The 12,117-nt window shown below is 63.3% G+C and carries 13 protein-coding genes; 10 read left to right on the top strand and 3 right to left on the bottom strand.

What is annotated here, in order from left to right:
• Positions 1–86 precede the first annotated feature (86 nt).
• The 9 genes from ACVWZM_RS13630 to ACVWZM_RS13590 all read left to right on the top strand — a co-directional run bounded on the left by ACVWZM_RS13630 (position 87) and on the right by ACVWZM_RS13590 (position 7,627).
• Positions 87–386 (top strand): putative quinol monooxygenase, encoded by a 300-nt coding sequence (locus ACVWZM_RS13630; RefSeq protein WP_024581875.1) that lies wholly within the window; start codon positions 87–89, stop codon positions 384–386.
• A gap of 24 nt (positions 387–410) precedes the next feature.
• Positions 411–710, top strand: coding sequence for a putative quinol monooxygenase (locus ACVWZM_RS13625; RefSeq protein WP_028342270.1), 300 nt, complete (start codon positions 411–413; stop codon positions 708–710).
• 7 nt (positions 711–717) lie between these two features.
• On the top strand, positions 718–1,335 hold the full coding sequence (locus tag ACVWZM_RS13620; RefSeq protein ID WP_456853527.1) for an urease accessory protein UreE: 618 nt from the start codon (positions 718–720) through the stop codon (positions 1,333–1,335).
• Positions 1,316–2,053 carry an urease accessory protein UreF gene (locus ACVWZM_RS13615; protein ID WP_057016129.1) on the top strand — a complete coding sequence of 246 codons (738 nt, stop codon included), beginning with the start codon at positions 1,316–1,318 and terminating at the stop codon, positions 2,051–2,053. The genes ACVWZM_RS13620 and ACVWZM_RS13615 overlap by 20 nt, the downstream gene beginning before the upstream one ends.
• A gap of 150 nt (positions 2,054–2,203) precedes the next feature.
• Positions 2,204–2,842, top strand: a complete 639-nt coding sequence (gene ureG, locus ACVWZM_RS13610) for an urease accessory protein UreG (RefSeq protein WP_028334695.1) — start codon at positions 2,204–2,206, stop codon at positions 2,840–2,842.
• A gap of 168 nt (positions 2,843–3,010) precedes the next feature.
• The gene (locus ACVWZM_RS13605; RefSeq protein ID WP_316395951.1) at positions 3,011–3,265 is read left to right on the top strand and encodes a hypothetical protein; all 255 of its coding nucleotides are present in this window, start codon (positions 3,011–3,013) and stop codon (positions 3,263–3,265) included.
• Positions 3,266–3,269: 4 nt separating this feature from the next.
• Positions 3,270–4,931 carry a CHASE domain-containing protein gene (locus ACVWZM_RS13600; protein WP_456853525.1) on the top strand — a complete coding sequence of 554 codons (1,662 nt, stop codon included), beginning with the start codon at positions 3,270–3,272 and terminating at the stop codon, positions 4,929–4,931.
• 179 nt (positions 4,932–5,110) lie between these two features.
• Positions 5,111–6,139 (top strand): cytochrome-c peroxidase, encoded by a 1,029-nt coding sequence (locus ACVWZM_RS13595; RefSeq protein WP_057016131.1) that lies wholly within the window; start codon positions 5,111–5,113, stop codon positions 6,137–6,139.
• A gap of 504 nt (positions 6,140–6,643) precedes the next feature.
• Complete coding sequence (locus ACVWZM_RS13590) at positions 6,644–7,627, top strand: hypothetical protein (RefSeq protein WP_057016179.1); 984 nt, start codon at positions 6,644–6,646, stop codon at positions 7,625–7,627.
• 20 nt (positions 7,628–7,647) lie between these two features.
• On the opposite strand, the gene ACVWZM_RS13585 is transcribed toward ACVWZM_RS13590, so the two are convergent.
• A complete protein-coding gene (locus tag ACVWZM_RS13585; RefSeq protein ID WP_028334698.1) occupies positions 7,648–8,013 on the bottom strand; it encodes a methylamine utilization protein in 366 nt (121 codons plus the stop codon).
• Positions 8,014–8,230: 217 nt separating this feature from the next.
• Between ACVWZM_RS13585 and ACVWZM_RS13580 the strand changes: the two genes are divergently transcribed.
• The gene (locus ACVWZM_RS13580; protein WP_141342493.1) at positions 8,231–11,137 is read left to right on the top strand and encodes an EAL domain-containing protein; all 2,907 of its coding nucleotides are present in this window, start codon (positions 8,231–8,233) and stop codon (positions 11,135–11,137) included.
• An 85-nt stretch (positions 11,138–11,222) separates the two neighbouring features.
• Here ACVWZM_RS13580 and ACVWZM_RS13575 read toward each other — a convergent pair whose 3' ends face one another.
• Together ACVWZM_RS13575 and ACVWZM_RS13570 are read right to left on the bottom strand one after the other, a co-directional pair.
• Positions 11,223–11,771, bottom strand: coding sequence for a sigma-70 family RNA polymerase sigma factor (locus ACVWZM_RS13575; protein ID WP_016847265.1), 549 nt, complete (start codon positions 11,769–11,771; stop codon positions 11,223–11,225).
• Positions 11,771–11,974: a NepR family anti-sigma factor gene (locus tag ACVWZM_RS13570; protein WP_018269610.1), complete on the bottom strand. Its 204-nt coding sequence runs from the start codon at positions 11,972–11,974 to the stop codon at positions 11,771–11,773. The genes ACVWZM_RS13575 and ACVWZM_RS13570 overlap by 1 nt, the downstream gene beginning before the upstream one ends.
• Between the last annotated feature and the right edge of the window lie 143 nt (positions 11,975–12,117).

The following is a 12,117-nucleotide window of genomic DNA, read 5'->3' as shown; positions in this document are numbered from 1 at the left end:
TTCGAGCGAAGTGGATTTCCGGTTCGCGGAAAGAAAACGCGTCAAAACAAGACTCAAGCCAAAACAGAAAACCGGGAGGAACTTCCGTGATTTACGTCGTTGCTACGCTGACCATCAAGCCCGAGACCCGCGCCGAATTCATTGCTGCGGCGACGGCCTGCATCAAAGAAACCCGCAAGGAGCCCGGCAACATCGCTTACGATCTGCATGAGAGCGTCACCGACCACAGCAAGATGGTGTTCGTCGAGCAGTGGGAGAACGCGGAGGCGCTGGTGCCGCATCGCACCGCCGAGCACATGAAGACGTTCGGCCGGGTCGCGGTGAAATGCATGGCCGCGCCGCCGAAGATCGAGGTGATCACGCCCGAGAAGGTCGACGTCCGCTAACGAGAAAAAGAAGGGAGATAATCCATGATCTATGTCATCGCCACCACGCCGATGAAGCCGGAGAACAAGGACGACTTCATCAAGGGGCACAAGGCCTGCACGGTCGAGACCCGCAAGGAGAAGGGTTGCATCTCCTATGACGGCAATGTCAGCGTCAACGATCCCAACCTCTATGTGGTGGTCGAGCGCTGGGAGAGCCGCGAGGATCTCAACGGCCATGCCAGGGCGCCGCACATGAAGGTATGGCGCGAATATTCCGCTAACATGAAGACCGGGCCGACGGTGATCGAGATCATCAGCGACGCCAAGGTCGAGAAGCTCTGAGGCATCGATGATCCGCGCCACCAAAGTCCTGGGACAGCACCGCTGGAAGGAACCGCCAGCCGATACCGTCGTGCTAGATTTCGACGACCGGCACCGGCGGCGGATGGTGATGTCAGGGACGCGCGGGCTCGAATTCCTGCTTGATCTCGAAAACGCCGTCGCGCTGCGCGGCGGCGATGCGCTGGTGCTGGAGGACGGCCGCCTCGTCGAGGTGGTCGCAGCTCCCGAGCCGCTGGCGGAAATCCGGGGCAGCGATCCGCATCATCTGATCCGGGTCGCCTGGCATCTCGGCAACCGTCATCTGCCGACGCAGATCATGCCGAAGGGATTGCGCATCCGCAGGGATCACGTGATCGAGGCGATGGTGAAGGGGTTAGGGGCCCGTGTGATCGAGATTGAGGCGCCGTTCGATCCCGAGGGCGGCGCCTATACCGAGCATGCGCATGCCGACGAGCACGCGCATGGTCACACCGGGCACGATCATGCCCACAGCCATGCCCATGATCACGGCCACCACCATGGCCATGATCATGGGCCTGCCCATGACCACGACCATCATCATGATGAGCATTGCGAGCATGCTCATCATCACCACGATCACTCCCATGCTCATGACCACAAATGAGCCTGATCCCGCCGCGCTGCGCGGCGGGATGGCGGAGGACGAGGCGGCCGCGCTGTACCGGCTGATGACATGGCTGTCGCCGTCCTTTCCGGTGGGGGCGTTCGCCTATTCCAGCGGCATCGAATGGGCGGTCGAGGCCGGCGACATCACGGATGCCGCGTCGCTGCGCGGCTGGCTCGCCGCGATGCTTTCCGACGGCAGCGGATTTTGCGACGCTGTGTTTCTCGCGCAGAGTTTTCGTGCGGCGTTGCAGCCCAATCATGCCGGGCTGGAGCAGGTCGCCGAGCTTGCCGCGGCCTTCGTGCCGTCGCGCGAGCGGCAGCTCGAGACCACGACGCAGGGGCGCGCCTTCATCGAGATCGCCCGTGCCGCGTGGAATTCGCCCGGCCTCGACGCGATGATTGCGGCTTGCAACGGCCCTGTCGTCTACCCCGTCGCGGTCGGCATCGTCAGCGCTGCACACGGCATTCGGCTTGCGCCGGCGCTGCACGCCTTCCTGCATGCAGTGACCTCGAACTGGATTTCCGCGGGCAGCCGGCTGATCCCGCTCGGGCAGACCGACAGTCAGCGCGTGTTGGCCGGTCTCGAGCTGGTCGTTGCTGCGACCGCGGCGCGGGCCAATGCGGCCTCGCTCGACGATCTCGGCGGCGCGACCTTTCGCGCCGATCTCGCAAGCCTGCGTCACGAGACGCAATACACGAGGCTGTTCCGGTCATGATGCATCTTCCGCTGTCGTCCCTGCGAAAGCAGGGACCCATAACCACAGGGGGTGGTTGTTGCGGATGGTGTCGGCCACTGGACCCGGTTGAGGGATCACGCGGTATGGGTCCCGGCTTTCGCCGGGACGACAATAGAGGGACTTGTTGATATGCCCACTTCCCACGGCCCACTTCGTGTCGGCGTCGGCGGCCCGGTCGGCTCCGGCAAGACCGCGCTGATGGACCTGCTCTGCAAGTCGATGCGCGAGCGCTACGACATCGCCGCGATCACCAACGACATCTACACCAAATGGGATGCCGAGTTTCTGGTGCGCTCCGGTTCGCTGACGCCGGACCGCATCGCCGGTGTCGAGACCGGCGGCTGTCCGCATACTGCGATCCGCGAGGACGCTTCGATGAATCTCGCCGCGGTTGCCGACATGCGGGCAAAATTCCCCGACCTCGATCTGGTGCTGATCGAATCCGGCGGCGACAATCTGGCGGCGACCTTCTCGCCGGAATTGGCCGATCTGACGATCTACGTCATCGACGTTGCCGCCGGCGACAAGATCCCCTCCAAGGGCGGCCCCGGCATCACGCGATCCGACCTCCTGGTGATCAACAAGATCGATCTCGCACCCCATGTCGGTGCGTCACTCGAGAAGATGGACACCGACGCCAGGCGGATGCGCGGCGAGCGGCCCTTCGTGATGACCAACCTGAAGAAGAGCGACGGCCTCGATCGCATCATCAGCTTCATCGAGACCAAGGGCGGCCTTCGGTCGCAGGGCAAGGTCAAGGCGGGTTAGGCGTTAATCATTGTGGCGGTGCGAACCCTTATCCCGTCATCCCCGCGCAAAGGCTTCGCCTTTATCGCTGGAGGCGCGAGCAGAGCGAGCCTCGAAGGATGAACGGCCACCGGTGGGCCGTTCATCCTTCGAGACGCGCTGCAGGATGACGGTGAGGCACTTGGCTGGATGTCGCTGGCCGCCGCAAAAAAGCTGCGCAATCGCCGGAACAATTTCCAACTTTGCCGATTAGCAACCTTTGGCGCCGCCAAAGACCGCCGGGTGGCGTCGTCGTTAATGCTGCCGACCGGCTCCTGTTGCGGACCGATGATTGCTATTCCATATTCCTTTGCGGCGGGCCTTCATCGCATCCTGATTTGTCGCCGCCCTTGCAGAAGCCAGATGACTTCCGTCCCCTTTCGCCACCCCCTGATTGCCGAGTAAGCGTGTGGTTCGACTGGGCTTCATCGTTGCCTTGATTGCGCTGATCGGAGTTCTGCTCTCCGGTCTTGCCGCCTATCGGGTGCACGATCAGGAGCTCGCGATCGACGGCATCGCGCTGGCGCGGGCGATCGACGTCCATGCCAGCCTGGTGCAGGACCGCCTGACCGAGCGCGAGCTGCTGGCGCGGGTCGCCTCCGGGCTGTTCCGGGCGCCGTCGATGGTGAAGGCCAACATGCTGCAGCCGCTGCGCTCGGCGATCTACGCCTTCAAGACCGATTTCGTCGTCGCCGCCTGGATCGCGCGGCTCAAGCCGGACGAGCTCGCCGCGGCGGAGGCCGAGCTGAAGGCCAATGGCTTCACCAATCCGACGATCCGGGATTTCGACGACCAGGCGCTCGACCTCAAGGCGCTCGACAAGCCGATCAACGTGCTGATGGACGTCGAGCCGCGCAATCCGGAGACCTTGAGCATTCCGGGCCGCGCCTTCGACCGCCACTCGGTGGTGGGCCCGATGCTGGCGCGGGCGATGGCCAACGCCAAGCCGGTGGCCTCCGACCCGGTGCCGCTGTTGCGGCAGAACGGCCCGGTCGGGGTCGTGCTCGCCGCGCCGGTGTTCCAGGAGGGCGCGTCCGAGCCGGCCGGCTTCATCACCTTCTCCTATGAGCTGTCGTCGCTGATGCTGACCAACGATGACAGCTCGCTGTTCGCGGTGGCGTTGAAGGATCCGCGCGACTCCAACGACGAGTTCACCGCCAACGAGCAGGGCATCGTCACCTCGCGCGCGGTGCGCCAGGACGGCCCGCTGCCGTCGATGGTGCGCACGGTGACGTTCGGCGGCCGTGACTGGTCGCTCGACTATTACGCCAAGAGCAACGCCACGGTGCGTGCGCAGCAGACCGCGACCATCGTCGCGGCGATCGGCCTCGCGCTGACCGGCATCGTCTGCGGCCTGTTCGGCTATGTCGCCTATAACAATTTGCGCCTCAGCCGCGAGATCGAGGTCCGCATCGGATTCGAGCGCCGGTTGACCGCCGTGATCGACGAGCTCAACCATCGCGTCAAGAACATCCTCGCGGTGATCCAGTCGATCGTGACCCGCACGCTGCGGCACGGCGCCGATATCGATGTCGCGCGCGAGCTCTTGATCGGGCGCATCCACGCGATGTCGAACGTCGTCACGCTGCTCAGCGAGAGCCAGTGGCAGGGCGTCAAGCTGAAGGGCCTGTTCGAATCGCGCGCGATCCCGCGTGCCGACCGGATCGCGGTGAACGGTCCCGACATCACGGTCAGCGCCCGCGCCGCCCAATCGCTGTCGCTGCTGTTCTTCGAGCTCGCCTCGCATTCCGACGAAGGGCTGTCGCTGGTCGGCAAGCACCCGCACATCGTCGCCAATTGGGAGGTCGTCGGCGAGGATGCGGACTCGGTCTTTCATTTCCGCTGGGAAGAGTTCAACACCAGCCAGGCGACGCGGCGAGCCGACAGTGATTTCGGCCTGATCCTGCTCGACCGCGTCGCGCCCGAGGCGCTCGGCGGCACCGCGAAGCGCTATTTCACCGACGTCTCCTATGTCTATGAACTGACCGCGCCGATGGACACCGTCGTCGACATGACCGAGCGCGACCGCACCGAGCAGTTCTCCGCGCCGCTGCGCCCGGTGAAGAAGTAGCGGCTGCCTCAGGTTGTGTGATCGGATCGACGCGCGGATTGATCGAAATCACGCGCGCAAGCATGCGCCGGCGTCATCGTGACCAATGCCCACTATCAGTAATAGACCGCAACCGATTGTTAAAACTTCGTTGAACATGCTTGGGCATATACCGAGCAGGATACCGTCTGAGGACCCCGATGAGGCTTTGGGTCAGCCTGACCTTGCTCGCGGCAGTTTTGCCGGTAGGGCTGTCGCTTGCCTTGACTCCGGCAGCGCCGCCCGGCGACCCTGCGACTATCCGTGCCAGCTATCGGAGGCCGGACGTCGTTCCGTTCCCGAGCAGCAATCCCTATTCGGAGGCGAAATCCGCGCTTGGGCAACTGCTGTTCTTCGATCCGCTGCTGTCGAGGTCAAAGACACACTCCTGCGCGAGTTGCCACAGGCCATCCCTTTCATGGGCCGATGGCCTTCCGCGCGCCATCGGTGAGGATCCCAAGGGCCTGCCGATCCGCTCGCCGACATTGATCGATGTGGCCTTCTTCGAGCCGCTGGGATGGGACGGCAAGTTCAGGGATCTGGAATCCGTTGCGTTCGGGCCGATCCTCAGTCCGGCGAACCTGAACATGACCGAGCCGGAATTGATTGCGCGACTTTCGGCGATCCCCGGCTATGTCGATGCCTTCGCCCACGCATTCGGAGACGGCGCGATCACGCGGCCGAGGATCGAGGCGTCATTGGCGACCTTCGAGCGCTCCATCGTCGCAGGCGAGGCTCCGTTCGACCGTTGGATCAAGGGCGACGACACCGCCATCAGCAAATCAGCCCAGCACGGCTTTGAGCTTTTCAACGGCAAGGCACGTTGCTCGGCTTGCCACAGCGGCCCGTCGTTTTCCGACGGATCCTTCCAGGATATCGGCACCGCCAAGGGCCATGACATCGGGCGCGGCCGTTTCTTTCCGACCTCGGCGAAGCTGAAATATGCGTTCAAGACGCCGACATTGCGCGACGTCGCGCGCCGCGCGCCCTATATGCACGACGGATCGGTGGCCACGCTGGAAGATGTCATCGAGCTTTACAACAAGGGTGGGATCGATCGGCCGAGCCGATCGCCCGACATCAAGCCGCTGTCCCTGACGGCAGACGAGAAGAACGACCTCATCGCCTTCCTGCAAACCCTGACCGCGACGGCCCCGCCGGTGGCAGGCGTCCCCAAACTGCCGCGCTGACCTCGGCTCAACGCGGTTCAGAACGAGGTTCGTTTCAGGACAGGTGCGGCAGCGCCGCGCCCAGGAGGCCGAGCCCCACGATCACGAATGCGCCCGCGCAGGTCTCGAGGGTCGCTGTGCGCGCAGCGGACGATCTTGTCACATAGGCGAGGGCCGACCCCACCCCGATACTTACGACGCTCAACGCTCCGAACACTGTACCGGCCTCCCGATCCGATTTGTCCGGATTTCACTACGACAGTTGAATTGAGCTCCCGTGCCGGAATTAGCTAAAATTTGAGGCAACCGGCTGTAAAGACTGCACTAAGGGACAGGCCGGGGGCTCGCCCGCCACGATTAACCACAATGCAACCACGGGATGTCCCGGCAGGCGCAAAGCTTAAAATTTGATATAAGTTAAACAAGTCCTTAAGTGTGTGGGCGGTTGGTTCAATGTTTAGTGGATGGGCGCGAGATACCGTCTCGGCGGTGCGCTCCTTTTTCGCCACGTGCCTTGCAGCGGTTCTGTTTTGTGTCGTCGCCGCGCGCAGTGCCGAGGCACATGTCAAATGGTTTTGTGCCTACGATGTCGCCGGCCAGCCCCGCGGACTCGAGAATGTCCTTTGCCTGGATTTCGAACTGCTGCTCGGTGTCGCCATCTTCTGGCTGTTTGCGGGTTGCCTGATCGAGCCCACCTCGCTGGGTGACGCCACGATCCGGGTGATGGACCGCGTCACCGAGGGGCTGCGGCTGCGCACCGAATTGATGATGCGCGCCGTGTGCGGGTTCTTCTTCATCTCGATCTGGGCCGTGGGCGGCATCCTGTTGACGCCCGAGTTGAAGACGACGTCGCCGTATGTCGGCGCGCTGCAGCTTGCGATCGCTGCCGGGATGCTGTCACGACGCACGCTGCCGCTGTCGGCGGCGGGGATGGTGGTCCTGTTCGGGATCGGTGTGCGCGACTACGGTGTCTTTCACCTCGCCGATTACCCGATCTTTCTCGGTGTTGCCGCCTATTTTGCGCTGGTTGGGCTGAACAAGGATCTGTTCGGAATCCGGCCGATCGACGTGATGCGCTACGCCGCCGCGGTGACGTTGATGTGGGCCTCGGTTGAAAAATGGGCCTATCCGGAGTGGAGCTTCCCGCTGCTGATCGAGCATTCCGCGATGACGCTGGGCTTCGACAACGAGTTCTACATGCGCGCCGCCGGCATGGTAGAATTCACGCTTGCCTTTGCCTTGATCTGGACGCCGCTGATCCGGCGCTGCGCCGCAACCGTGCTGACGGGGATGTTCATCAGCGCGTGCTTCGAATTCGGCAAGATCGACACGATCGGACACTCGGCAATCATCGCTGTCCTGCTAGCGATTGTCGCCGACAACAAGGTGTTGTCGCGCGACCGTCGTGCGCCGTGGCTCGCCCCCGTCGCGCTCTGTGCCGCGCTGTCGGTGACCTTGTTTGTCTATTATTTCGGCCACGCTGCGATCTTCAAGACGTCGGTCCTGTAGATCGCCGCCGCCTGGGGCGGCTATTTGGCGACGTGGACGGCAAGCTTCATCTTCGGGTGAATGCCGCACAGCACGGTGTAGTCGCCGGGCACCGAGAAAGTGACGTCGAACTTGCTGCCCGGCTGCTGGTCACCCGAGTCGAAACTGAACGTATCAGTGCTCAAATAAGCGTGATGCAGCAGTTCGCCGTCATCGTTAACGAACCGTAAAACCTCACCCCGCTTGATCGAGATCTGCGCGGGTTTGAATTCACGATCCTTCTGCGAAATGACATAAGGGGCTGCGCCCAAAGCTGCTCCAATAAGCGCTCCAGTGACGATCGCCGCCGCAAACGGCACGCGGCCGAACTGGCCCAAGCGCAAGGCGCGCAACAAGCCTGACTGCATGAGACCCCCGCTGAACCTCGAACACCAAATATCGGCTATCCCGGGCTGCAAATGTGGCTCCCGGATCACCTGTAAGGGTGATTATCGCCAGCTGATCTTAACGATTTCAGCATGAGTTCCAGTCACTACTAAAGCAATTTTGAGCAGACAGTTATTTTCCGCAGTGCTGCGCGTTTCTGCGTAGCTTGAGTATCGAGCACTACGGCGAAACGCGGGCATGGACAGCCTATTTGGCAACCTCAAGGTAAAGAGCGGTGCGGCCTTTCGGTTCGCAACCGTCCGCCTTTCGCGTCTTGCCCTGACCAAGGGTTCGATCCGCAGCCAGATTCTGATTTTTTGCCTTGCGATGAGCGCCGTTGCGGTCGCCCTCGGCGGGTACTCCATCCTCGGCATCCGCCATGCCGGCGATCTGGTGGCCAAGACGTTCGACGAATCCCTGATGTCGATCAACTATGCACGCGCGGCCGGTGCGGATTTCGCCGCGATGCGGGTCGCCTCGTCGCAACGCCTGCTGACCACGGATCCGGAGATTCGCGCCAATCTCGATGGCCAAATTGAAAAGCTCGCGAAGACGCTCTCGGAAGACCTGGCGATTGCTGCCGATCGGTCGCAATCCTCGCGCGCTGCGCAAGCCGCCGCTAAGGTTCAGGAAGCCGCCGACGCCTGGATGGCGCTGCACCGGCGCGCGATCGGATCGTCCACGGAGGGCAGCGCGGCGGCTGATCCGCGCGCACCGGGTGCGACGGTCGGCGATGTCGATCGCTACTCCAAGATTGTCAGTCAGCAGGTCGAGCTGCTCGTCAATTATACGGCCGGCGATGGCTTCCTGTTCAGGCAAAAGGCGCTCTCGACGATCAAGCGGGACCTGCAGCTCAACGTGGCCGGGCTGACCGTCGCGCTGTTTCTGTCGGCGCTGTTTTCGTGGCTGCTGGCGCGCCGCATTATCGGGCCGGTCGCGATCGCATCGCGGGCCGCGCGAAGCATCGCCGGCGGCGACCTCGACGCGACCATCCCCAAGGGCGGGACCGACGAGCTTGGCACGCTTCTGACCGCAATGGAAACGATGCGCGACAACATTCGGCGGATGGTCAATCAAGAAGTATCGCAACGCCGCTCGGCGCAGGCACGGCTTTCCGATGCGCTCGAAACGTCGCGTGAGGGCGTCGTGCTGCTCGACGCGGATGGCCAGGTCGCGCTGGCCAACTCGCGCGCGAGTGAATTCATCCGTCTCTCGCCGCAGCTCCTGCAGTCGAATCCGCTCGATGCCGCCAGGCTGGCGCCTGCCGACGGTGACATCGATGGCTTTGCGAGCGAGGCGCAGCTTGCGGATGGACGCTGGCTGCGCGTCAGCCGCAGCGAGACGCAGGAGGGCGGCGTCGTCCTCGTCTACAGCGACATCTCCGCGCTGAAGCAGCAGAAGGCCGAGCTGCATGAAACCAATCTGCGGCTCGACGCGGCGCTCACGCACATGTCGCAAGGATTGTGCCTCTATAACAGCGAGGCGCGGCTGCAAGTCGCCAACCGCCGGTTCTGCGAGATCTTCGATATCTCGCCGGAGCTTGTCGTTCCCGGAATGACCATGGAGGAGGTGCTCGACCTGAGCATCGCCGCGGGCAATCACGGCGAGCGGACCGTCACCGACCTGCTGGCGGAGCGCGAGCGCTCGATGGCCCTGCACGACGGCAATTATCTGCAGCATCTCAGCGATGGACGGATCATTGCGATCGCGCAACGGCCGACATCCGATGGCGGCTGGCTCGTCACCTGCGAGGACGTCACCGAACAGCAACGGGCGGAATCGCAGATCGCGTTCATGGCCCGGCACGATGCCCTGACCAAGCTGCCGAACCGGACGTTGTTGGCCGAGCGGATCGAGCTGGCGGTTGCGCAGGTCGGCCGCGGGCTCGGCTTCGCGGTGTTCTGCCTCGATCTCGATAATTTCAAGCAGGTCAACGACACGCTCGGGCATCCGGTCGGCGACGAACTGCTGTGCGCGGTCGCGGACCGGCTCAACGCCTGCGTCCGCGAGGTCGACACCGTCGCGCGTTTGGGCGGCGACGAGTTCGCGGTCATCCAGTGTGGCGTCCAGGGCGGCGACGAGGCCGAACGCCTCGCGCGCCGCATCGTGGAATGCGTGGGTGCGCCGTACGAGCTGAACGGGCATCGCGTCGTCGTCGGATGCAGCGTCGGCATCTCGATGTCGCCGGGCGACGGCACCACCGGCGAGAAGCTGCTGAAGAACGCCGACGTCGCCTTGTACCGCGCCAAGATGGAAGGCCGCGGCACCTGGCGCTTCTTCGAGCCTGCGATGGACGCCAGCCTGCAGCGGCGTCGGGCGATCGAGCTCGACCTTCGCGAGGCGATGGTCAAGGACGAGTTCTCGTTGTTCTACCAGCCGCTCTACGATCTCCATCTCGACCGCATCTGCGGCTTCGAGGCGCTGCTGCGCTGGCATCACCCCAAGCGCGGGCTGGTGCCGCCGGACCAGTTCATCCCGATCGCGGAAGAGATCGGCCTGATCGGCCCGCTGGGAGAATGGGTGCTCAATCGCGCCTGCGAACAGGCGACGACCTGGCCCAGCGAGATGAAGCTCGCGGTCAACGTATCCGCGGTCCAGTTTCGCGATGCCGACTTCACCGACGTCGTCGTCGGCGCGCTCGCGACGTCAAAATTGTCGCCGCGCCGGCTGGAGCTCGAAATCACCGAGTCCGTGTTCCTAGCGAACAGCAACGAGACGCTCGCAACGCTGCACAAGCTGAAGGCGCAGGGAGTGCGCATCGCGCTGGATGATTTCGGCACCGGCTATTCGTCGCTGAGCTATCTGCGCAGCTTCCCGTTCGACAAGCTCAAGATCGACAAATCCTTCGTGCGCGATGCGACCGCGACGCATGGATCGAAGTCGATCGTCCGCGCCGTCATCAGCCTCGGCAGAAGCCTGGGCATGACCACGATCGCGGAGGGCATCGAGACCGTCGAGCAGCTGGATCATATGCGGGCCGAAGGCTGCAACGAGGCGCAGGGCTTCCTATTCAGTCACCCGGTCCCGGTGACCGAAATCGCAGCCAAGATCCTCGAATTGAGAAACGGCTTCAAGCCGGCGTCCGTCAAGGCGATGGCCAGCTGACGGCGCGCTGAGCGTGGCCTTGCAGGCCAACATGAAAAAAGGCGGCCCGCGGGCCGCCTTTTCTCATTTATCGCCGTGGTCGCGCTTAGCCGCCATTGCCGCCGATCACGGCACGCACGGTGTTGTCGGGGCCGAAATCCTCGGCGCTGTCGACATAGAGCAGCGCGGAGAGCTTCGATCGCGCGCGGTTGACGCGGCTCTTGATGGTGCCGACCGCGCAGCCGCAGATTGCCGCGGCATCCTCGTAGGAGAAGCCGGACGCGCCGACCAAAATCAGCGCCTCGCGCTGGTCCTGCGGCAGCTTTTCAAGCGCGGCGCGGAATTCCTCGAATTCCAGATGCGCCGCCTGCGAAGGCTGGCTCTTCAGCGTCTTGGCATAATTGCCCTCGGCATCCTCGACCTCGCGGCGCCGCTTCCGGTAGTCGGAGCGAAACAGGTTGCGCAGGATGGTGAACAGCCACGCGGGGAGGTTCGAGCCGGGCTGGAACGAGTCGATGTTGGCGATCGCGCGCAGCAGGGTCTCCTGCACCAGATCGTCGGCGCGGTCACCATTACCGGACAGCGAGATCGCGAACGCGCGCAGGCTCGGGACCGACGCAAGGATATCGTCGCGAAGTTCATTCGTGAGAGGCATTAGTCCCCTCCATTGTTCTTGTCGGTATCGCCCCCGGCGACGGCCGCCGCCGCAGCCTCCGGCCCGTCGAGTTTGCGGATCAGCTCCGCAAAGCGGTCGGGTACGCCCTGTCGCACCACGTCATCGTACATGGCGCGAAGCTGGTGGCCGATTCTCGATTGAATCTCGGCGTTGAGACCGCCCTGCTTCTTTACTTCCTTCATGATGTGATCCACGCTTCCCCGGGAGTTAAGTCTCTGATTTCCAAGTCGTTTCCTCGAAAAAAGAGGCTGGCCGCGTTGCCTCGTCGGTTAGGAGCTAATGCAAAGTTGCGCAGAAAGTTCCGGAATGCTGGAACTATTTCGTG

The sequence above is a fragment of the Bradyrhizobium sp. USDA 4501 genome (assembly GCF_054062115.1).
The sequence above is the reverse complement of the archived record's forward strand: the minus strand, read 5'-3'. Positions and strand labels throughout refer to the sequence as shown.

What these genes read in the sequence shown, in the direction of transcription:
- ACVWZM_RS13625 (WP_028342270.1), top strand. Translation starts at nt 411, where the DNA reads ATGATCTATGTCATCGCCACCACGCCGATGAAGCCGGAGAACAAGGAC.
- ACVWZM_RS13580 (WP_141342493.1), top strand. Translation starts at nt 8,231, where the DNA reads ATGGACAGCCTATTTGGCAACCTCAAGGTAAAGAGCGGTGCGGCCTTT.
- ACVWZM_RS13575 (WP_016847265.1), bottom strand. Translation starts at nt 11,771, where the DNA reads ATGCCTCTCACGAATGAACTTCGCGACGATATCCTTGCGTCGGTCCCG.
- ACVWZM_RS13570 (WP_018269610.1), bottom strand. Translation starts at nt 11,974, where the DNA reads ATGAAGGAAGTAAAGAAGCAGGGCGGTCTCAACGCCGAGATTCAATCG.
- ACVWZM_RS13620 (WP_456853527.1), top strand. Translation starts at nt 718, where the DNA reads ATGATCCGCGCCACCAAAGTCCTGGGACAGCACCGCTGGAAGGAACCG.
- ACVWZM_RS13585 (WP_028334698.1), bottom strand. Translation starts at nt 8,013, where the DNA reads ATGCAGTCAGGCTTGTTGCGCGCCTTGCGCTTGGGCCAGTTCGGCCGC.
- ACVWZM_RS13615 (WP_057016129.1), top strand. Translation starts at nt 1,316, where the DNA reads ATGCTCATGACCACAAATGAGCCTGATCCCGCCGCGCTGCGCGGCGGG.
- ureG (WP_028334695.1), top strand. Translation starts at nt 2,204, where the DNA reads ATGCCCACTTCCCACGGCCCACTTCGTGTCGGCGTCGGCGGCCCGGTC.
- ACVWZM_RS13605 (WP_316395951.1), top strand. Translation starts at nt 3,011, where the DNA reads ATGTCGCTGGCCGCCGCAAAAAAGCTGCGCAATCGCCGGAACAATTTC.
- ACVWZM_RS13595 (WP_057016131.1), top strand. Translation starts at nt 5,111, where the DNA reads ATGAGGCTTTGGGTCAGCCTGACCTTGCTCGCGGCAGTTTTGCCGGTA.